Source organism: Pseudomonas sp. FP603 (genome assembly GCF_030687415.1).
Taxonomy (GTDB): Bacteria; Pseudomonadota; Gammaproteobacteria; order Pseudomonadales; family Pseudomonadaceae; genus Aquipseudomonas; species Aquipseudomonas wuhanensis.
On record NZ_CP117431.1, the window covers coordinates 2470742 to 2488391 of the forward strand.

At 59.5% G+C, this 17650-nt stretch carries 24 protein-coding genes and 1 pseudogene; 11 read left to right on the forward strand and 14 right to left on the reverse strand.

Features of this window, described 5'->3' with window-relative positions; translation table 11 throughout:
- The first annotated feature begins 4 nt into the window (after window positions 1-4).
- Window positions 5-1285 (forward strand): serine--tRNA ligase, encoded by a 1281-nt coding sequence (gene serS, locus PSH65_RS11395; RefSeq protein WP_305426276.1) that lies wholly within the window; start codon window positions 5-7, stop codon window positions 1283-1285.
- Window positions 1286-2680, forward strand: a complete 1395-nt coding sequence (cysG, locus tag PSH65_RS11400; RefSeq protein WP_305426277.1) for a siroheme synthase CysG — start codon at window positions 1286-1288, stop codon at window positions 2678-2680.
- 136 nt (window positions 2681-2816) lie between these two features.
- Here cysG and PSH65_RS11405 read toward each other — a convergent pair whose 3' ends face one another.
- The 9 genes from PSH65_RS11405 to PSH65_RS11445 form a co-directional block, all read right to left on the reverse strand.
- Window positions 2817-3824, reverse strand: a complete 1008-nt coding sequence (locus tag PSH65_RS11405; protein ID WP_305426278.1) for a glutathione S-transferase family protein — start codon at window positions 3822-3824, stop codon at window positions 2817-2819.
- Between the two features lie 90 nt (window positions 3825-3914).
- Entirely contained in the window at window positions 3915-4916 is a 1002-nt protein-coding gene (locus PSH65_RS11410; protein WP_305426279.1) for a glycosyl transferase family protein, read from the reverse strand.
- Window positions 4913-5248, reverse strand: a complete 336-nt coding sequence (locus PSH65_RS11415; protein WP_305426280.1) for a TusE/DsrC/DsvC family sulfur relay protein — start codon at window positions 5246-5248, stop codon at window positions 4913-4915. The genes PSH65_RS11410 and PSH65_RS11415 overlap by 4 nt, the downstream gene beginning before the upstream one ends.
- Window positions 5245-5538 carry a sulfurtransferase complex subunit TusB gene (tusB, locus tag PSH65_RS11420; RefSeq protein WP_305426281.1) on the reverse strand — a complete coding sequence of 98 codons (294 nt, stop codon included), beginning with the start codon at window positions 5536-5538 and terminating at the stop codon, window positions 5245-5247. Before tusB ends, PSH65_RS11415 begins: the two co-directional genes overlap by 4 nt.
- Window positions 5538-5900 carry a sulfurtransferase complex subunit TusC gene (gene tusC, locus PSH65_RS11425; protein WP_305426282.1) on the reverse strand — a complete coding sequence of 121 codons (363 nt, stop codon included), beginning with the start codon at window positions 5898-5900 and terminating at the stop codon, window positions 5538-5540. The genes tusB and tusC overlap by 1 nt, the downstream gene beginning before the upstream one ends.
- Before the next feature lies 1 nt (window position 5901).
- Window positions 5902-6294: a sulfurtransferase complex subunit TusD gene (gene tusD, locus PSH65_RS11430; protein WP_305426283.1), complete on the reverse strand. Its 393-nt coding sequence runs from the start codon at window positions 6292-6294 to the stop codon at window positions 5902-5904.
- 196 nt (window positions 6295-6490) lie between these two features.
- The gene (locus PSH65_RS11435) at window positions 6491-7195 is read right to left on the reverse strand and encodes a YoaK family protein (RefSeq protein ID WP_305426284.1); all 705 of its coding nucleotides are present in this window, start codon (window positions 7193-7195) and stop codon (window positions 6491-6493) included.
- Between the two features lie 25 nt (window positions 7196-7220).
- Window positions 7221-7550: a DUF6388 family protein gene (locus PSH65_RS11440; protein WP_305426285.1), complete on the reverse strand. Its 330-nt coding sequence runs from the start codon at window positions 7548-7550 to the stop codon at window positions 7221-7223.
- 2 nt (window positions 7551-7552) lie between these two features.
- Window positions 7553-7807: a hypothetical protein gene (locus tag PSH65_RS11445; protein WP_007904890.1), complete on the reverse strand. Its 255-nt coding sequence runs from the start codon at window positions 7805-7807 to the stop codon at window positions 7553-7555.
- A gap of 162 nt (window positions 7808-7969) precedes the next feature.
- On the opposite strand from PSH65_RS11445, the gene PSH65_RS11450 reads away from it, so the two are divergent.
- On the forward strand, window positions 7970-8320 hold the full coding sequence (locus tag PSH65_RS11450; RefSeq protein WP_007904889.1) for a hypothetical protein: 351 nt from the start codon (window positions 7970-7972) through the stop codon (window positions 8318-8320).
- Window positions 8321-8374: 54 nt separating this feature from the next.
- On the opposite strand, the gene PSH65_RS11455 is transcribed toward PSH65_RS11450, so the two are convergent.
- Complete coding sequence (locus PSH65_RS11455; RefSeq protein ID WP_305426286.1) at window positions 8375-8806, reverse strand: GNAT family N-acetyltransferase; 432 nt, start codon at window positions 8804-8806, stop codon at window positions 8375-8377.
- 143 nt (window positions 8807-8949) lie between these two features.
- On the opposite strand from PSH65_RS11455, the gene PSH65_RS11460 reads away from it, so the two are divergent.
- From PSH65_RS11460 to PSH65_RS11480, 5 genes and pseudogenes are all read left to right on the forward strand, one after another.
- On the forward strand, window positions 8950-9387 hold the full coding sequence (locus PSH65_RS11460; RefSeq protein WP_305426287.1) for a hemerythrin domain-containing protein: 438 nt from the start codon (window positions 8950-8952) through the stop codon (window positions 9385-9387).
- A gap of 205 nt (window positions 9388-9592) precedes the next feature.
- The gene (locus PSH65_RS11465; protein ID WP_305426288.1) at window positions 9593-10066 is read left to right on the forward strand and encodes a hypothetical protein; all 474 of its coding nucleotides are present in this window, start codon (window positions 9593-9595) and stop codon (window positions 10064-10066) included.
- 12 nt (window positions 10067-10078) lie between these two features.
- Complete coding sequence (locus tag PSH65_RS11470; protein ID WP_019580101.1) at window positions 10079-10321, forward strand: hypothetical protein; 243 nt, start codon at window positions 10079-10081, stop codon at window positions 10319-10321.
- A gap of 243 nt (window positions 10322-10564) precedes the next feature.
- The gene (locus PSH65_RS11475) at window positions 10565-11158 is read left to right on the forward strand and encodes an NUDIX domain-containing protein (RefSeq protein ID WP_305426289.1); all 594 of its coding nucleotides are present in this window, start codon (window positions 10565-10567) and stop codon (window positions 11156-11158) included.
- Window positions 11159-11259: 101 nt separating this feature from the next.
- A pseudogene (locus PSH65_RS11480) lies at window positions 11260-11478 on the forward strand (helix-turn-helix transcriptional regulator); the annotation flags it as partial.
- 42 nt (window positions 11479-11520) lie between these two features.
- Here PSH65_RS11480 and PSH65_RS11485 read toward each other — a convergent pair.
- Complete coding sequence (locus tag PSH65_RS11485) at window positions 11521-12039, reverse strand: methylated-DNA--[protein]-cysteine S-methyltransferase (protein WP_305426290.1); 519 nt, start codon at window positions 12037-12039, stop codon at window positions 11521-11523.
- A 151-nt stretch (window positions 12040-12190) separates the two neighbouring features.
- On the opposite strand from PSH65_RS11485, the gene ggt reads away from it, so the two are divergent.
- The 3 genes from ggt (at window position 12191) to PSH65_RS11500 (ending at window position 15732) form a co-directional block, all read left to right on the forward strand.
- Window positions 12191-13918, forward strand: a complete 1728-nt coding sequence (gene ggt / locus PSH65_RS11490; RefSeq protein WP_305426291.1) for a gamma-glutamyltransferase — start codon at window positions 12191-12193, stop codon at window positions 13916-13918.
- Between the two features lie 148 nt (window positions 13919-14066).
- Entirely contained in the window at window positions 14067-14600 is a 534-nt protein-coding gene (locus tag PSH65_RS11495; protein ID WP_305426292.1) for a cysteine hydrolase family protein, read from the forward strand.
- Between the two features lie 109 nt (window positions 14601-14709).
- Window positions 14710-15732 (forward strand): helix-turn-helix transcriptional regulator, encoded by a 1023-nt coding sequence (locus PSH65_RS11500; protein WP_305426293.1) that lies wholly within the window; start codon window positions 14710-14712, stop codon window positions 15730-15732.
- A 53-nt stretch (window positions 15733-15785) separates the two neighbouring features.
- Here PSH65_RS11500 and PSH65_RS11505 read toward each other — a convergent pair whose 3' ends face one another.
- The 3 genes from PSH65_RS11505 to PSH65_RS11515 form a co-directional block, all read right to left on the reverse strand.
- Complete coding sequence (locus PSH65_RS11505; RefSeq protein WP_305426294.1) at window positions 15786-16283, reverse strand: RES family NAD+ phosphorylase; 498 nt, start codon at window positions 16281-16283, stop codon at window positions 15786-15788.
- Entirely contained in the window at window positions 16283-16858 is a 576-nt protein-coding gene (locus PSH65_RS11510; RefSeq protein WP_305426295.1) for an antitoxin Xre/MbcA/ParS toxin-binding domain-containing protein, read from the reverse strand. The genes PSH65_RS11505 and PSH65_RS11510 overlap by 1 nt, the downstream gene beginning before the upstream one ends.
- 199 nt (window positions 16859-17057) lie before the next feature.
- Window positions 17058-17420: a hypothetical protein gene (locus PSH65_RS11515; RefSeq protein WP_305426296.1), complete on the reverse strand. Its 363-nt coding sequence runs from the start codon at window positions 17418-17420 to the stop codon at window positions 17058-17060.
- Window positions 17421-17650: the final 230 nt, after the last annotated feature.

The window sequence follows — 17650 nt, forward strand, 5'->3', positions numbered from 1 at the left end:
CGACATGCTCGATTCCAAACTGTTACGTAGCAACCTTCAGGACGTAGCGGACCGCCTGGCATCCCGTGGCTTTGCCCTGGATGTTGCGCGCATCGAAGCGCTGGAAGAACAGCGCAAGACCGTCCAGACCCGCACCGAAGCTCTGCAGGCTGAACGTAACGCGCGCTCCAAGTCCATCGGTCAGGCCAAGCAGCGCGGCGAAGACATCGCGCCGTTGATGGCGGACGTCGAGCGCATGGCGGGTGAGTTGAGCGCCGGTAAAGTCGAGCTGGACGCGATCCAGACCGAGCTGGATTCTATCCTGCTGGGCATCCCGAACCTGCCGCACGAATCGGTGCCGGTCGGCGATGACGAAGAAGGCAACGTTGAAGTGCGCCGCTGGGGCACGCCTAAAGCTTTCGATTTCCCGGTTCAGGACCACGTGGCGCTGGGCGAGAAGTTCGGCTGGCTGGACTTCGAAACCGCCGCCAAGTTGTCCGGTGCCCGTTTCGCCCTGCTGCGCGGCCCGATCGCCCGCCTGCACCGTGCGCTGGCACAGTTCATGATCAACCTGCACATCAACGAACACGGTTACGAAGAGGCTTACACCCCGTACCTGGTGCAGGCACCTGCGTTGCAGGGCACCGGTCAGCTGCCGAAGTTCGAAGAAGACCTGTTCAAGATCAGCCGCGAAGGCGAAGCCGATCTGTATCTGATCCCGACCGCTGAAGTGTCGCTGACCAACATCGTCGCTGGCGAGATCGTCGATTCGAAACTGCTGCCGATCAAGTTCGTGGCACACACGCCATGCTTCCGCAGCGAGGCCGGTGCATCGGGTCGCGACACTCGCGGCATGATCCGCCAGCACCAGTTCGACAAGGTCGAGATGGTCCAGATCGTTGAACCATCGACCTCGATGGAAGCGCTGGAAGGTCTGACTGCCAACGCCGAGAAGGTTCTGCAGCTGCTGGAATTGCCTTATCGCACGATTGCCCTGTGCACCGGCGACATGGGCTTCAGCGCGGTCAAGACTTACGACCTGGAAGTGTGGATTCCGAGCCAGGACAAATACCGCGAAATTTCGTCGTGCTCCAACTGTGGCGATTTCCAGGCCCGCCGCATGCAAGCGCGTTTCCGCAACCCGGAAACCGGCAAGCCTGAGCTGGTTCACACCCTGAACGGTTCCGGCCTGGCGGTCGGTCGTACCCTGGTGGCGGTGCTCGAGAACTACCAGCAGGCCGACGGTTCGATCCGTGTACCTGAGGTGCTCAAGCCGTACATGGGTGGCCTTGAGGTCATCGGCTAAATGGACTATCTGCCGCTGTTTCATAACCTTCGCGGCAGTCGTGTATTGGTCGTCGGCGGAGGGGAAATTGCCTTGCGCAAATCCCGCCTGCTGGCCGAAGCCGGTGCGCTGCTGCGGGTGGTTGCACCGGAAATCGAACCGCAACTGCGCGAGCTAGTGATCGGCAGCGGTGGCGAGTGCCTGGTGCGAGGCTACGTCGAGGCGGATCTGGACGGTTGCGGGCTGATCATCGCCGCCACCGACGACGAACCGTTGAATGCGCAAGTCTCCGCCGATGCTCATCGGCGTTGCGTGCCGGTCAACGTGGTGGACGCGCCGGCCCTGTGCAGCGTGATATTCCCGGCGATCGTCGACCGTTCCCCATTGATCATCGCGGTGTCCAGCGGCGGCGATGCGCCGGTGCTGGCGCGGTTGATTCGCGCCAAGCTGGAAACCTGGATTCCTTCCACCTACGGTCAACTGGCCGGTCTGGCGGCGCGTTTCCGCACTCAGGTCAAAGGCCTGTTTCCGGATGTGCAGCAGCGCCGGGCGTTCTGGGAGGATGTATTCCAGGGCCCGATTGCCGACCGGCAACTGGCCGGGCAGGGCGCCGAGGCCGAGCGCTTGATGCTGGCCAAAATCAATGGCGAAGCCCCTGTAGCCACTGGCGAGGTTTATCTGGTAGGCGCCGGGCCGGGTGATCCCGACCTGTTGACCTTCCGCGCCTTGCGCCTGATGCAGCAAGCCGACGTGGTGTTGTATGACCGTCTGGTGGCGCCGGCGATTCTGGATTTGTGCCGTCGCGATGCCGAGCGGGTCTACGTTGGCAAGCGCCGCGCCGATCACGCCGTGCCTCAGGAACAGATCAACCAGCATCTGGTGGATCTGGCCAAGGCCGGCAAGCGCGTGGTGCGGTTGAAGGGCGGCGATCCGTTCATCTTCGGGCGCGGCGGTGAAGAGATCGAAGAGCTGGCGGCCCATGGCATCCCGTTCCAGGTCGTACCGGGCATCACCGCCGCCAGCGGTTGCGCGGCGTATGCCGGGATTCCGCTGACTCACCGCGATTACGCGCAGTCGGTGCGGTTTGTCACCGGGCACCTCAAGGACGGTTCCACCGATTTGCCGTGGGCCGACCTGGTCGCGCCGGCGCAAACCCTGGTGTTTTACATGGGGCTGGTGGGTTTGCCGATCATCTGCGAGCAGTTGATCAAACACGGTCGCGCGGCCGATACCCCGGCGGCGTTGATCCAGCAGGGCACCACGGTCAATCAGCGGGTGTTTACCGGCACCCTGGCTGATCTTCCACGGCTGGTGGCGGAGCATGAAGTGCATGCACCGACGCTGGTGATCGTCGGGGAGGTGGTGCAACTGCGCGAGAAACTGGCGTGGTTTGAAGGGGCTCAGGCGCAGGTCTGAGTGCCGAGTCGCCTCCATCGCGGGCAAGCCCGCTCCCACAGGTTATTGGGTGAAGCTGCAATCTTTGGCATCACACAAATTCCTGTGGGAGCGGGCTTGCCCGCGATGAGGCCCTCAAAACCACCCTTGCTTCAGATCAGAACTCGGCCTTGCGCCAAACCCCTTTCCCACTCAACCGCGCCCGATCATGAGCCGCAGTGAAATCCTGCGCTGGCCCTTTAGGCACGATCCCGGTCGGATTGATGGTCTTGTGGCTGCCGTAGTAGTGATTCTTGATGTGCTCAAAACTCACCGTCTCGGCAATCCCCGGCCACTGATAAATCTCCCGTAGCCAGTTCGACAGATTTGGATAATCGGCAATCCGTCGCAGGTTGCACTTGAAGTGTCCGAAGTACACCGCATCGAAACGAATCATTGTCGTGAACAGCCGAATATCCGCTTCCGTCAGGTATTCACCCGTCAGGTACCGATTCGCGCCCAGCAATTGCTCCAGCCGATCCAGCTCGCCAAACAACTCATCGAACGCTTCTTCATAAGCCTGCTGCGACGTAGCAAACCCGGCGCGATAGACGCCGTTATTCACTGCTGGATAAATCCGCTCGTTCAGCGCATCGATCTCGGTCCGCAATGGCGCCGGGTAGAAATCAAGGTCATTGCCGGTCAACTCGTCAAAAGCGCTGTTGAACATGCGGATGATCTCCGCCGACTCATTGTTGACGATGCGATTCGTCTGCTTGTCCCAGAGCACCGGCACAGTGACGCGGCCGGTGTAGTTGGCGGTGTCGGCGGTGTAGCGCTGGTGCATGAAATTGAAGTGATCAAGCTTGTCGCCGGTCGAGCCCAGGTTTTTATCAAAGGTCCAGCCGTTTTCCAGCATCAACCAGCTGACCACCGACACGTCGATCAGGCTTTCGAGGCCTTTGAGTTTGCGCAGGATCAGCGTGCGGTGGGCCCACGGGCAGGCGAGGGACACATAGAGATGATAGCGACCAGCCTCGGCGGCAAAACCACCGACGCCGGTCGGGCCTGGCTTGCCATCGGCCGTCAGCCAGTTACGACGCTGCGCCTGTTCGCGCTGAAACGCGCCATCCTTGCTGCTTTCATACCACTGATCCTGCCAGCGGCCTTCGACTAACAAACCCATTTTCCTGACTCCTCAACCGATAAGCGTTGGAGAGGAGTCTATGCGCATAGGTTCGAACAAAAAGCGCAAAGGTTGGGCGTTTATGATCGGTTAAATCGATCGGTCCCTTGCATCCCAATACTGCTGGGCGGTTTCGAACGCTTGCTCGCGGGTCTGGCCGAGGCCGCGCAACGCCAGGGCCATGGTCGAGATCAACGCCATTTGCGGGTAGCTGTCGACCACGTCGCCACGCCACACCGCTTTCAAATGCTCAGGATCGAGCGAAGCGGGTTTGACGTGGCGCTGGGTCGACAGCTGCGGCCATTCTTCATCCCAGCTTTCGCCGCCAGTGGTGCCATACAGGTGACTGTCGGCATCCGGGTTGATCTCGATTTCGCCGCCATCGCCCTTGATGACGATGGCGGTGTCACCCAGCAAACCGCTGGCATCGCGATGCACGGCCTGGTAGCCGGGGTGGAAAATGCTTTGTAGGCCGCAACGAGCACCCAGCGGGTTGAGAATTCGCGCCAGGGAATGGATCGGCGAGCGCAGGCCCAAGGTGTTGCGCAGGTCGATCATCCGCTGAAGTTGTGGGGCCCAGTCCACCAATGGCATGAACGCCAGACCGCCCTGATCGAGCGCCGTGCCGACCTGCTGCCAGTTGCGGCACAGCGGAATGCTCAGCGTCTCGAGCAGTTGTTCGCTGTACAGCCGACCGGCCGTGTGCGCGCCGCCGCCATGCATGAAGATGCGCACACCGTTCTGCGCCAGGCACTTGGCCGCCAGCAGATACCACGGCAGATGACGCTTCTTGCCTGCATATGTCGGCCAGTCCAGATCGACCGACAGCGCCGGTGGATTCAGCCGTTCACGCAAGGCTTCGGTGAACCCGGCCATTTCCTCGGCGCTTTCTTCCTTGTGCCGCAACAGCATCAGGAACGCGCCAAGCTGGGTGTCCTCGACCTTGTCGTCGAGCAACAGGCCCATGGCTTCGCGGGCTTCGGCCCGGGTCAGATCGCGGGCGCCGCGTTTGCCTTTGCCAAGAATCCGCACGAATTGGGCGAACGGGTGCTCGGCGGGCGTTTCGAGGGTCAATGCTGGATAGTCGGTCATAAGCAATTCGTCGGTTTGGGCAGGCCCGCCAGTTTCGCGGCGAGTTTGGCAGGGGTGCCTTTGAACAGTCGGTTCAGGTGCAGGCTGTTGCCCTTGTCGGGGCCGAGTTTCAATGCGGTGTACTTGATCAGCGGGCGGGTCGCCGGGGACAGCTGGAATTCGGCGTAGAAACGGCGCAGCAGTTCGAGGATTTCCCAGTGTTCCGGGCTCAACTCGATGTCTTCGGCCGCAGCGAGGGCGGTGGCCACTTCGGCAGACCAGTCACTCAGCTCGACCAGGAAACCGTCCTTGTCCAGTTCAATGGCGCGGGCGCCAACAGTCAGGGATTTCATAGCCAACTGTTGACCTTGTCGTAATGAATCGACAGCTCGACGAAGGCGGGGTAATCGATGGCACTGGCCCAGTCCGGGACTTGCAGAGCCCGGGCCTGTACGTCTTCGGCCAGAACGAACAGTTTCAGCTGGCGGGCGTGCAGCGCGCTGAACGGTGCGGTGCCTGGCTGCAAGGCATAGGCCGCGTCGCCACTCAGTAGCAGCGCATCGTTGGGGCCGATCACGCGCAGGCAACTGCTCAGGCGGTCGTCGCCGAAAGGGGAATGAGACAACACATGCAAAGTCGACATCAGAGGGTGATCACCTGGTCGTAACGGTCAATAAGGGCGGTGATTTCCTGGGCGGCCAACACCTGGGCTTCTTCAAGCGACAGATCTTTTGGGTCCAGACCACGGGCCGCGGTGCTTTCACCGCACACGAACAGGTCTTCGACACCAAACATCGGCAAGGCTTGCAGGTTGGCGCTCAGGTCTTTCTGCTGCAACGCCTTGGCGTCCTGTTTCGCGGCGAGCTGGAACACGCCGTCATCGAGAAACAGCAGACCGATCGGCAGATCGAAGGCGCCGCCGGCCAGCGCGATGTCCAGCGCTTCCCGTGCATTCGGCCCGGACCACGGCGCCCGACGGCTGATAATCAGCAAGGATTTAGCCATCTCACGCGCCTCCGAAACAGATCAGGCGGTCAGCGTCCTGCACTGCGTCATGCAACTGGCCGAGGCCGGACAATTCCCACGGCGCGCCCACCGCTACCGCTTCACGCTGATAACGCTGGGCTTCTTCCTCGTTCAACACCCCACGGCGCAGGGCGGCGGCGATGCAGACCACGGCATCGAGTTGATGCTCAGTGACAAAGTTGCGCCATTGCTTGGGCAAGTCTTGCTCATCCTGAGGCGTGACCACGCTGCCGGACGCGTTGTAGACGCCGTCTTGATAAAAAAACAGCCGGACAATCTCATGCCCGCCGGCCAGCGCGGCCTGGGCGAACAGCAAGGCACGGCGCGAGGAGGGCGCATGGGCGGCGGAAAACAGCGCGATGGCGAATTTCATGATGGGCTCGATCAGCAAAACTGCGGCCATGATAAAGCTTTATCGGCGGGGCGGCGAAGGGCGTTTACTCGTAGACCGCCATCGCGGGCAAGCCCGCTCCCACAGGTTATGCAGTGAAGCCGCAATCTTCGGCATCACACAAATTCTTGTGGGAGCGGGCTTGCCCGCGATGAGGCCCGAACAGTCAATGCAAAATTCAGCGCGGCATATAACCCAACTGCCAACGCCGCGGTATCTTCAACGACAGCAACCCCAGCACCCCGGCCAGCAGCCCGCTGACAAACAGGGCCTTGAGACCAAGATGATGTTCCAGGATTGCTCCGAGTACCGCGCCAGCAAACATCCCGGTCCACGGAATCAATTGCACCCGCCAGCCGTTGCGGCGCTCGCCAAGCATCCACCGCCCCAGTCCACGGCCGAACCGCGACAACGCACCGGTGACATAGGTCAGCCCGACCGGCAGGCCGTTCACTTCTTCCACGGCGGCATTGAGCATGCCCATGGCGATGATCGCCGCCAGCAGCGCCGGCAATTGCGTCTCATAGGGCCATGCCGCAGCGCCGCAGAGCAGGGTGGCGATGCACAGCAGCAACGGCAACGCCCGTCGGCCACCGAACCGGCTGACGACAATGCCCAAGGCATTGCCGGCGACGAACGTGGCCACGAGGATTACCAGGCGCAAGGTCAACCCGAGGTCGCCATCGCTGATCGCCACGGCCAGGCGGGTGGTGTTACCGCTCATGAAGGACACGAAGTCGCCACTGGCCATGAAGCCAATGGCATCGGTCATGCCGGCGAGCACCGACAAACTGGCGACCAGCGACAGGCCGATGCGCCCGCGCCATCTATGGGTATGCAAATGTCCCGGTGTGGCCCGGGTACTTGAAGGCGAAGGCAGCATCGAAAGCTTCCTTGAGCAGCGATGATTATTTGGCTAACCCATATAACTCGCAATACTCCAGCCAGTCCATGCCGGCCATCTCCGCGACTTCCTTATGCACCTCCAGGCGTTGGGCCTGGTAATCCTCAGGCGTGGCGGCGGTCAGTTGCAGCGTCAGCTCCCAGGCAAACAAACCCAGGCGCTCAGCCTCGGCTTCGAACGCTTCATGCAAGCGCTCGTCGCGGTACTGCGCCACTGTTTCGCCCTTGGCCTGGGCCAACAGTGGATTCAGGTTGTCCAGTTCGACGCGCAGCTCAGGACGCTCGTCGAGAAACTTTTTCAGCGCCTGCTCGTGTTGCTGTTCGGTTGCCGCCATGGTCACTCCTTAGAAGACTGCTTTTTGCTCGCCTTGGCGGCCGCGGCCAGACACTCCAGAGCAAACTGCTCGGGGTAGGTCATCTGGATCGGCGTGGTTTCGCCTTTTACGGTTCTTTCGCCATCAAGAATGTAACGAATCCGCTTGTCGGTGACGCCAATTCGCTTGGCGATCCAGGAAGGCGTCTGACCGATCTGGCTGATCAGCTTGTCGGCATATTCAGTGGTCGGTTTGTAGTATTCGGCGTTGGGTGTCATGACCTTTCCAGAAAAGTGCGCCCGGAATAATGGGCGATGCGGCGTTAATGGCGCGACAGGGTGCGCGAATCGTTGCGCGGTGTCGCGGTATAAATGAAGTAAAGCAGAACGATACGCCGCGCCGCGGTGATACAGTCCGCTTTTTCCTGATGAGCGAACGCAATGCGAATTCTGATGGTGGCGCTGGCCGCAACCTTGCTGGCGGGCTGTGCCGGATCGGCGATGAATGACGCCCGTACCAAAACCCCGTACAAAACCCTGACCTCGGACAAACCGGAAAAAGTCGTCGCCCAGTGCGTGCAGTTTGCCTGGCAGGACGAAGCGGTGTTCGGCGTCGATGCGGGCGCGTATTTGCAGCCGGGCAAGAAGGGTGGTTCGACGGTCTACACCCGTTCGGCCGAGTCCTTCGTGGACGTGACCACCGATGCCTCGGGTACAGCGTTGAGCTACTACGCGCAGCACGACGATTTTGTCGCCAAGCGCCGATTGGCGGCGTTGGCGACCTGTTTGTAAGCAAGCACCTCGTGCACCGGGTTGTTGGGCAGATGCAGTTCCTGTGGGAGCGTCTTAATCAGTGTTAATGAGGCGCTTCTGGAAAAAGAAGCGCTTGTGGCCCGGCGGGTAATCGGCAATATGCCCCAACTCGCTGTAGCCATGCTTCTTGTAAAACTCCGGCGCCTGGAAGTCGAAGGTGTCCAGCCAGATCCCCACGCATTCCTTTTCCCGCGCCAGGTCTTCGGCCATCTGCATCAGCTTAGAGCCCATCCCTTGTCCCCGGGCCTGATCCGGCACCGACAACAACTCAATGAAAAACCACCGGTAAAACACTCGGCCATAAAGCCCGCCGAGAATCTCGTCACTGTCATTGCGTACCAGCAAAGCAATCTGCTCTGACACCGTGGTTCCGGCCTTTGACGCGTTGTAGGCGCGCAGCGGTGTGAGGATCGCCTCGCGTTCTTCCTGGGTGGCATTTTTTGACAATTCGATTCGCAGGGTCATGAGCTACATCCTTATGGCGGTGAGACAGAGCCTATCCGGGTCGCGGCGATTGTTCTATCCCCCGCAGCCCAAGGAACCCCCGGGGCCCCGGGAATGTCTAGCCTGAACAGCACATTGTTAAATGCAGCCGTTGAGGGCAACCCGTGAACATTTTTGAAGCCTTGCGCGAAAGCCACGACCGTCAGCGAAGCTATGCCGATGCACTGATCCAGACCAGTGGCGACACCCCGGAACGGGTCGAGGCTTACAAGCGGCTCAAATCCGAGCTTCAGGCCCACGCAACCGCTGAAGAACGCCATTTCTACATACCGCTGATGGAGTTCGACAACGGCGTGGATCTTAGCCGCCATGCCATTTCCGAACACCACGAAATGGACGAGATGATGGAAGCGCTGGATGCGACCGAAATGTCCAGTCCGTCCTGGTTGGCAACGGCGAAAAAGCTCTCGGAGAAGGTCCATCACCACTTGGAAGAGGAGGAGCAGAAGTTCTTCCAGATGGCCGGTAAGTTACTCGACGACCAACAGAAAGAAACCCTCGCCGGGCAGTATCAGAAAGAATTCAAGGCGCAACTTTCCTGAGGATGAAAGCGCCGCAATGCTGTTCACTTAAGAGAGTCTTGAGTCAGTAAGAACTTGTGGCGAGGGAGCTTGCTCCGTCAGCGCCCGGCCAACACACCTTGCCAGCAAGGTGAAATGATTTGAATCCAATACGCTCCTTGTAGAGAATCGCCGTCTTTGGCTCGAAAGGATGCGCGCGATGAAGTTCGAAGGGACTTTCTAATACATGGGTAATCACGGGATCGTCTTCAACGTCTCGCAGATCACCCTCACCGACAGCGAACGAGGACGCCTGCGCGAGCTGCATTTTGGCGAGGCGAAAAGGGCCCACTATGAGGTCAACAGCAAGGTCGTCGAGGTGTACGACAAGATGCAGGCCAAGAGCCTGCCGTGCGTGATGATGATCGGCATCTCCAAGCCGCTGACCCGGCAACAGGGCGATGCCCTCAATGCCCAACGCACCAAGGTCGCCAACCTGGCCGCCTCCGCCTTCGGAGGCGCTGCCGGTACTGTGGGCGGTTTAGCCGGACCTGCAGGCAGTGTCGCCGCAGGTACTGTTGTAACGGCGGGTGTGCGCTCGTACGTCAATGACGCTCTGCCCGCCTACCATGCTGGCGACGTAATCGTCAGCATCCAGGCGCAGGTCAATGGTGGGATTGGCCCACAGCGCTCTTCCGAATCCCTGATTATCAAGACCTGAGTGGGGCTGCACATGTCCGAAATTACCCAGACGGTCATCGTTGTGGCGCTGGCCTTTCTACTTGATCGGTTTCTTAAGCCGTACCCGCTGCGCAAGTGGCTAGGGGTGACGCTGGTGGTGGCAGGCGCAATCGGCTGCGTTGCAGTGAGCCAGACCCAGTTGCTGGGCTTTGACTTGGGATTGATGTCGGTCCTTGCCGTGCCGGTGGGCGCGGGGCTGTTCGTAACCAGGCGGCGGTTCGAGCAGATTGGCTGAAGGTCAGGAAGGTGTGTTGACCGGACGTATACCTTGCTCCCGCTTGAGTGCGTAGCGCTCACAAAAATCGCAATGGTTGTCAGATTTTTGGGGCCGCTACGCAGCCCAGCGGGAGCAAGCTCCCTCGCCACAGATTTCTCTGACTCCAGATTCTCTTAAATGAACAAGCATTACGGCAGTCGCCGGGCTTTTCTGTTTTCGCCTAACATGGACGCTTTCTGACGAACATAAGGATGGATTGTCATGTCGAACACAGCCGAGCGGGTCAACATCATCGAGTCCCAGGTGTTGTCCCACGACTGGTATCTGCTGAAGAAAATCACCTTCGATTACTTGCGCAACAACGGCGACTGGCAGCGTCAGACTCGCGAGGTCTATGACCGCGGCAATGGCGCGGCGATTCTGCTGTTCAATCGCGAGAAGAAAACTGTTGTGCTGACCCGCCAGTTCAGGCTGCCGGTGTTCGTCAACGGCCACGATGGTTTGCTGATTGAAGTGGCGGCGGGGCTACTGGAAGGCGTTGCGCCTGAAGAGCGTATTCGCGCTGAAGCCGAAGAGGAAACCGGCTATCGCGTTCACCATGTGCAGAAGGTTTTCGAGGCCTACATGAGCCCCGGTTCGGTGACTGAGAAGCTGCATTTTTTCATCGCCGAGTATGACGCCTCTTCGAAAGTCAGTGATGGCGGCGGGCTGGAGGAAGAAACCGAAGAACTCGAAGTGCTGGAGTGGAAGTTCGACGACGCGCTGGCGGCGTTCTATCGCGGGGAGATCTGCGATGCCAAGACCATCATGCTGCTGCAGTATGCGGCGATGAAGGATGTCTTCGGAGCGGTTTGAGCCGGTTTGCGGCGCAGCGGTTTTACAATTGCGGTTCGTCACTTACCCGCTTCAACCAGCAGTTTGCCAAGAGGGGTCGGTTCGAACCTGCCTGCCGGTGCGAATCGACTTTGCGTCGCCAACTGGCCAATGAAGGGGACAGTTTCAGGAATATTCTGGAAAGAGTTCGGCTGGCTACGGCGCTGCAATGGTTGCAAACCACTTCTCGTCCCATCGGTGAAATCGCCGGTGCCAGCGGTTACGCCTCGGCCTCACGTTTTGCAGTGCGCTTTCGCTCACACTATGGCTTGTCGCCACGGGAATTGCGGGCGGCGATTTAGGTAATTCCTGTGAGGTGTCCCCTGTCTTTTTATAGGGGGTCGTTAGATAAACAAATCATCCATCCTGCCGGCTTCGCAGCACTCGTACCCCTCCAGGGTCAGTAGCTGTTCCTTAGCCTCAAGCCCACCGGCAAACCCCGTCAGTTTACCCGACGCACCGATCACCCGATGACACGGCGCGACAATCGAAATCGGATTCTTGCCATTAGCCGCACCCACCGCTCGAACTGCGCTGGGGTTGCCGATCTGCTGGGCAATCTCGCTGTAGCTGCGCGTCTCGCCAAACGGAATGGTCAGTAACGCCTGCCACACCTTCTGCTGAAATTCCGTGCCGGCAAAATCCAGTTCCAGTTCGAAACGGTTACGCGTGCCGGCGAAGTATTCCTGCAACTGTTGCGCGGTGCGCACCAGGATCGGGTTGTCCGCTGCTTCAGTCATCGGCCCCAGCCTTACCCGACCAGGCTTGTCGTTTTCCCAGAGGATGGCCGCCAGTCGTGCGCCTTTCGCCACCAATTTCAATTCGCCGACCGGAGACGCCAGGGTGGTGAAGGTGTAGGACATGCCGGCGGACTCCGTAAAAGTGTTGAACAGGGGCCCAGCATACTGCCTCGTCGGGGAGGCGCAATACGCAATCCCAGCCATACTTGCCTACTGCTCTTGAACCGTTCCCTGTGTTTTTGAACAGAACCTAAAAACAAAAAGAGACCGACTCATGAAGTTCGAACCTTTTACCCAATCGCTCGTGGCAACCGCATTGGCGCTGAGTTGCCTGACGGCCCACGCGGCCTCCGTCGCCCCGGTCGCAGCCGAAAACGGCATGGTTGTCACCGCCCAGCATCTGGCCAGCCACGTCGGCGTCGATGTGCTCAAGAATGGCGGCAACGCCGTCGACGCCGCCGTTGCGGTAGGTTATGCGCTGGCGGTGGTGTACCCCGCGGCGGGCAACCTGGGCGGCGGCGGTTTCATGACGATTCAACTGGCGGACGGGCGCAAGACCTTCCTCGATTTCCGTGAAAAAGCCCCGCTGGCCGCGACCCCCGACATGTACCTCGACAAAGCGGGCAACGTCATCCCGGACCTGAGCACCCGCGGCCATCTTGCCGTTGGCGTACCGGGCACCGTCTCGGGCATGGAACTGGCCCTGAAGAAATACGGTACCAAACCCCGCAAGGAAGTGATCGCTCCGGCGATCAAGCTTGCCGAAGACGGTTTTGTGCTGGAGCAGGGCGATGTCGACTTGCTGGAGTACGCCACCGACGTTTTCAAGAAAGACATGCGCGACTCGGGCTCGATCTTCCTGAGCAATGGCGAGCCGATGCAGGTGGGCCAGAAACTCGTACAAAAAGACTTGAGCAAAACCCTGCGGGAAATTTCCGAGAAGGGCGCCGACGGTTTCTATAAAGGCTGGGTGGCCGACGCCATCGTCACCTCCAGTCAGGCCAACAAGGGCATCATCACCCAGGCCGACCTCGACAAATACCAGACCCGCGAACTGGCGCCGATCGAGTGCGATTACCGTGGCTATCACGTGGTCTCGGCGCCACCGCCAAGCTCTGGTGGCGTGGTGATCTGCGAGATCATGAACATCCTCGACGGCTACCCGATGAAAGAACTGGGCTTCCGCTCGGCTCAGGCGATGCACTACCAGATCGAAGCGATGCGTCACGCGTATGTGGACCGCAACAGCTACCTCGGCGACCCGGACTTCGTGAAAAATCCGATCGCCCATTTGCTGGATAAAAACTACGCGACCAAAATCCGCGAAGTCATCGACCCGCAGAAGGCCGGCGTGTCCCGCGAGATCAAACCCGGCGTAGCGCCCCACGAAGGTAGCAACACCACCCATTACTCGATCGTCGACAAATGGGGCAATGCGGTGTCGGTGACCTACACCCTCAACGACTGGTTCGGCGCTGGCGTCATGGCGAGCAAAACCGGGGTCATCCTCAACGATGAAATGGACGACTTCACCTCGAAAATCGGCGTGCCGAACATGTACGGCCTGGTGCAGGGCGAAGCCAACGCCATCGCCCCCGGCAAAGCGCCGCTGTCGTCCATGAGCCCGACCATCGTCACCAAGGACGGCAAAGTCGTCATGGTCGTCGGCACTCCCGGTGGCAGCCGGATCATTACCGCGACCCTGCTGACCATCCTCAACGTGATCGACTACGGCATGAACATCCAGGAAGCGGTGGATGCACCTCGTTTCCACCAGCAATGGCTGCCGGAAGAAACCAACCTGGAGAACTTCGCCACCAGCCCGGACACCAAGAAGATGCTCGAGAGCTGGGGGCACAAATTTGCCGGACCACAGGACCCCAACCATATCGCAGCTATTCTGGTAGGTGCGCCTTCGCTGGAAGGCAAGCCAGTGGGCAAGAACCGCTTCTATGGAGCGAACGATCCACGGCGTAATACCGGGTTGTCACTCGGTTACTGAAACAGGATCAGCGGCCACTTAGGCTCCCTGGGTGGCCCCGATCCCCGTAGCAGCTGCCGAGCCTGCGAGGCTGCGTTCGACAGCTGCTACACGCTCGAAATGGGAGTTGAAATCCATCGTTGTACCGACCTATCTAAGGAAGGAAGCCATGAGCACCGCACTCCTGATCATCGACGTCCAACACGCGCTGTGCACGGGCGAGTATGAATGCTTCGACATCCAGCGCGTCATCGACACCATCAACGATCTCAGCACCAAAGCCAGGGCCGCCAACATCCCGGTTATCCTGATCCAGCACGAAGAAGAGGGCGACCTGTTGCGATACGGCGGCGAAGGCTGGCAACTGGCCGACGGTCTGAAAACTTCACCCCAAGACCTGCGCGTGCGCAAAACCACCCCGGATTCGTTCTACCAGACTCACTTGCAAGAACAGCTGCAAGAGCTGGACGCCAACCGCCTGATCATCTGCGGCCTGCAAACCGACTACTGCGTCAACGCCACCGTTCGCCAGGCGCATCAATTGGGCTACGACGTCGTGCTGGTGGCCGATGCCCATTCCACCGTCGACAACGGCACAATGAGCGCCGAAGACATCATCGCCGAACACAACAAGGATCTGGCGCACCTGACCGGCTCCGTGGCGCGGATTGACGTCTTGCCGGCCAGCGAAATCAAAGTCTGAAAACTCCGCCAGCCCGTGGCGAGCGTGCGCGCCTGGGGCTGGACGCAATCGTTGCGCCTATGGCATGGTCAAAAAAATAATACGCCACGTAGCGAACAGGATCAGAACGATGGAGGAGGGTGATGAAGTCGGCGCCAAGGCGTCGATGGCGACATTGCAGGCATTCAATCTTTGCGTATTGCACCTGGGGCGTCTTGCCCGAGATCGCGGTGCATCGCAGTTCATCGCAGACGGCCTGCAGGCATTCAGCCAACTGATGCCCTTCGCTTCGGCCTGGTGGGGCGAGATGTCCGGGTCAGGCGTCGATATTGCGCCCAGAAGCTGGATGCACGGGCGAATCAATTTGCCCGAGTCGTTTGCCGCCGAGTGGCACAAGTGCGCGCACAACGACAAATTCTCCCATGACACCTTGAGTCGACCCGGTGAGGTTGTGCGCGACAGCGGTTTCACCGACCCCAATGAAGAAGTGAACGTGTTCGCCCGGCGCCACGACCTCTACCACCTGATGTGCATCACCTTCGAGTTACCCGAAAGCGGCTTGATGTTCTTCGTCTGTCTCTACCGAGGCCTTGATGCCTCGGCTTTCAACGGCAGCGAGGCCGATCTGTTTTCGGCCTTCTGCGACCACCTGTTGCAGCTGTGGCGATTCCAGGTTCAGGACATGATCCGCTTCGATACGGGCAACGGGGCGTCTGACTTTGGCGTCGCGCGCATGGACGGCAGCTTGCTGTACGTGGGGGCAACGCTGTGTGCAGCCATTGAACGTGAGTTACCCGGCTGGAACGGTTCAATGCTTCCCGCGCAGGTGATCGCGCAACTGCAAAAGGCACCCTGCGTCATGCGCCTGGGCCGCTGCGCCCTGACACTGAGCCCTAACGCCGAGCACGTTATCCTGTCGCTCGAAGCCCAGTCGCGCGGGGCGATGCTTGCGCCACGCGAGCGAACGGCGGCGATGCTGTTTGCCGCCGGCCACTCCTACAAGGAGATTGCCAAAATCCTTGAACTGAGTCCTGCGACAGTGCGCACTTATCTGCGCAACTGCTATTTGCAACTGGGCGTGAAGAGCAAGGTGGAACTGGGTTCGGTGCTGCGTTCAGCGACCTCGCTCGCGGATGCGCCGCGCCGCGATTAAATCCGCCTACAACGCGCGCCCTGTAGGAGCGAAGCTTGCCCGCGAAGGCACCTTTAAAACGAAGGCTTATTAAGCCGCCCATCAAGGGCAAAAGGCTCTTGCAATACCAACTCGTACAACCCATTAGCCAATTGCGGGTTCATCAACAAATTCCAGCTATGCGGCGAGACACTGGAAGGGACCAACACAAAGGGGTACACACTTAACAGGTCCGCACCGAACTGTTGCTGGCTGCGACTTGGGGTACCTGGTACCAGCCAATTTGAGTTTGCGATGCTGTCGGGCTGCACCACATAAATCCTGGACGGGTTGAGCACTCGGGCCTGGGTAAGACGATGGGGCTTGCAATCCAGCGCGTCGAAATCCTTATGCACCGCAACTTCAAGGATGGCCGTAGAGGCATCCAAGGCTGCATAAACCGTGGCCATACCTTTAGGGTTCCAGCGCCCACCCACTTTTTCAGCGCCAATACCCGAATTCCAGGAGGGGGCATACTCAGCAGGATCAAGGCGCCAGAAGTGAATCTCACTGCTCAAAGGGTCTTTGGCCATCAATAGACCCCATACTCAATACGCGTCAGAAAGTCAGTCACCAACTCATACCCGACCGAATTTGAAATCAGGTCGATGGGGATTTCACCGTCCAGGCCCCGTGCAGGTTTGACCATCCACTGCTCTGCAAGCTCACGCGAACCCAGCACTTCCGTTGCCTTTTCCAAGACCTCCGCATAGTTGAGTGCTCGCGTGCTTTGCTCCGCGGTCAACGCTTCATTGGGCGTTTTCAACCGCCGCGCTAGCGTGCGATCAGATGCGCCAACGATTTTCGACAGCACGCCGCGTTGCTTATACACCTCGCTGTGTTCGATCATGTCGAGCACCGACTGCAGCGGGAAACCGTTTTTAACGGCCCTGTAAATCTCCATACGATCATCGCTATTTCTTCCAGAAAGCAAGACCGCAACCATTGGGGGCACGCGACTGGAACCCGGCATTTTCACCTTCACCGCACGCTCGCCATTACTCAAGACGGTTACGGCAACATTGGATTCGAGTGGTTTAACCTTTCTTTTTGGGCTGGCATCTTTGCCAGCCTCGTCGACTACGACATCTTTTTTCTTGGCGCTCATGGCAGCCTCCGCCGCTTTGTCATCTGGCATAAACTATAGTGCCAAATGGCAGGAAAGACCTAATCCCACGATGTTTGCCTACAACGCGCCCCGAGACCTGTGGCGAGGGAGCTTGCTCCCGCTGGGCCGCGCAGCGGACCCAAAAAAGGGATCGCTGCACAGCCCAACGTCAGTGACCCACTACCACGGCAGACTGCACCTATTTGGGTAGATCAATTTTATCCAGCACCCGGTTCGCGGTGATCTCCGCCACCATGATGCTGTTTGAAATACCCAGCAGGGCGTAGCGCGATTCACCCTCCAGATGATCCACCAACTGATGGACCATCACATCGACCGAGGCTAGCGTCTCAACCAAAAAAACCGCCAGGGTTTCGGCCTTGGCTTCTGGGTCCACGGAAAACAGATTGCTGGGTTTACGCGCGGTGGCTTTGATGTCGGCATTCGACGGGAAGTGGAAGTCGAGGGCGCGTTCGGCGGCCTCGTTGAGCTTTTTTGAATCGAGAGATTCGTAGGGGGACGCCGGGTCTGTGACCGGCGGGTTGGGCGTTGCCTTGAACATGGTGACTAACCTTTAGTGAGGCCGCAACCATCTCGCTGCTAAACGAAAGGGTGGCAGCTGTGCGCAAGTTAGCAGACCGGTAAGTCACCCAAAACCCGGCGCACCCGAAGGTGCCATGCGCACAGCCACCATCAAGTGCAGGCGAATGCCTGACTGGATAAGACCTGTGCAACCGTGAATGACTAGCCGGGCTGCTAAACCCGATCACTGGGAATCAGTGACGCGAATCA

Excerpts from the sequence above, each read along its gene's own strand:
- PSH65_RS11445 (WP_007904890.1), bottom strand. The coding sequence starts at position 7,807 with ATGACACCCAACGCCGAATACTACAAACCGACCACTGAATATGCCGAC.
- cysG (WP_305426277.1), top strand. The coding sequence starts at position 1,286 with ATGGACTATCTGCCGCTGTTTCATAACCTTCGCGGCAGTCGTGTATTG.
- PSH65_RS11415 (WP_305426280.1), bottom strand. The coding sequence starts at position 5,248 with ATGAAATCCCTGACTGTTGGCGCCCGCGCCATTGAACTGGACAAGGAC.
- PSH65_RS11450 (WP_007904889.1), top strand. The coding sequence starts at position 7,970 with ATGCGAATTCTGATGGTGGCGCTGGCCGCAACCTTGCTGGCGGGCTGT.
- PSH65_RS11475 (WP_305426289.1), top strand. The coding sequence starts at position 10,565 with ATGTCGAACACAGCCGAGCGGGTCAACATCATCGAGTCCCAGGTGTTG.
- tusC (WP_305426282.1), bottom strand. The coding sequence starts at position 5,900 with ATGGCTAAATCCTTGCTGATTATCAGCCGTCGGGCGCCGTGGTCCGGG.
- PSH65_RS11510 (WP_305426295.1), bottom strand. The coding sequence starts at position 16,858 with ATGAGCGCCAAGAAAAAAGATGTCGTAGTCGACGAGGCTGGCAAAGAT.
- PSH65_RS11440 (WP_305426285.1), bottom strand. The coding sequence starts at position 7,550 with ATGGCGGCAACCGAACAGCAACACGAGCAGGCGCTGAAAAAGTTTCTC.
- PSH65_RS11435 (WP_305426284.1), bottom strand. The coding sequence starts at position 7,195 with ATGCTGCCTTCGCCTTCAAGTACCCGGGCCACACCGGGACATTTGCAT.
- tusB (WP_305426281.1), bottom strand. The coding sequence starts at position 5,538 with ATGTCGACTTTGCATGTGTTGTCTCATTCCCCTTTCGGCGACGACCGC.
- PSH65_RS11465 (WP_305426288.1), top strand. The coding sequence starts at position 9,593 with ATGGGTAATCACGGGATCGTCTTCAACGTCTCGCAGATCACCCTCACC.
- tusD (WP_305426283.1), bottom strand. The coding sequence starts at position 6,294 with ATGAAATTCGCCATCGCGCTGTTTTCCGCCGCCCATGCGCCCTCCTCG.
- serS (WP_305426276.1), top strand. The coding sequence starts at position 5 with ATGCTCGATTCCAAACTGTTACGTAGCAACCTTCAGGACGTAGCGGAC.
- PSH65_RS11485 (WP_305426290.1), bottom strand. The coding sequence starts at position 12,039 with ATGTCCTACACCTTCACCACCCTGGCGTCTCCGGTCGGCGAATTGAAA.
- PSH65_RS11500 (WP_305426293.1), top strand. The coding sequence starts at position 14,710 with ATGGAGGAGGGTGATGAAGTCGGCGCCAAGGCGTCGATGGCGACATTG.
- PSH65_RS11505 (WP_305426294.1), bottom strand. The coding sequence starts at position 16,283 with ATGGCCAAAGACCCTTTGAGCAGTGAGATTCACTTCTGGCGCCTTGAT.
- PSH65_RS11410 (WP_305426279.1), bottom strand. The coding sequence starts at position 4,916 with ATGACCGACTATCCAGCATTGACCCTCGAAACGCCCGCCGAGCACCCG.
- PSH65_RS11455 (WP_305426286.1), bottom strand. The coding sequence starts at position 8,806 with ATGACCCTGCGAATCGAATTGTCAAAAAATGCCACCCAGGAAGAACGC.
- PSH65_RS11470 (WP_019580101.1), top strand. The coding sequence starts at position 10,079 with ATGTCCGAAATTACCCAGACGGTCATCGTTGTGGCGCTGGCCTTTCTA.
- ggt (WP_305426291.1), top strand. The coding sequence starts at position 12,191 with ATGAAGTTCGAACCTTTTACCCAATCGCTCGTGGCAACCGCATTGGCG.
- PSH65_RS11405 (WP_305426278.1), bottom strand. The coding sequence starts at position 3,824 with ATGGGTTTGTTAGTCGAAGGCCGCTGGCAGGATCAGTGGTATGAAAGC.
- PSH65_RS11495 (WP_305426292.1), top strand. The coding sequence starts at position 14,067 with ATGAGCACCGCACTCCTGATCATCGACGTCCAACACGCGCTGTGCACG.
- PSH65_RS11515 (WP_305426296.1), bottom strand. The coding sequence starts at position 17,420 with ATGTTCAAGGCAACGCCCAACCCGCCGGTCACAGACCCGGCGTCCCCC.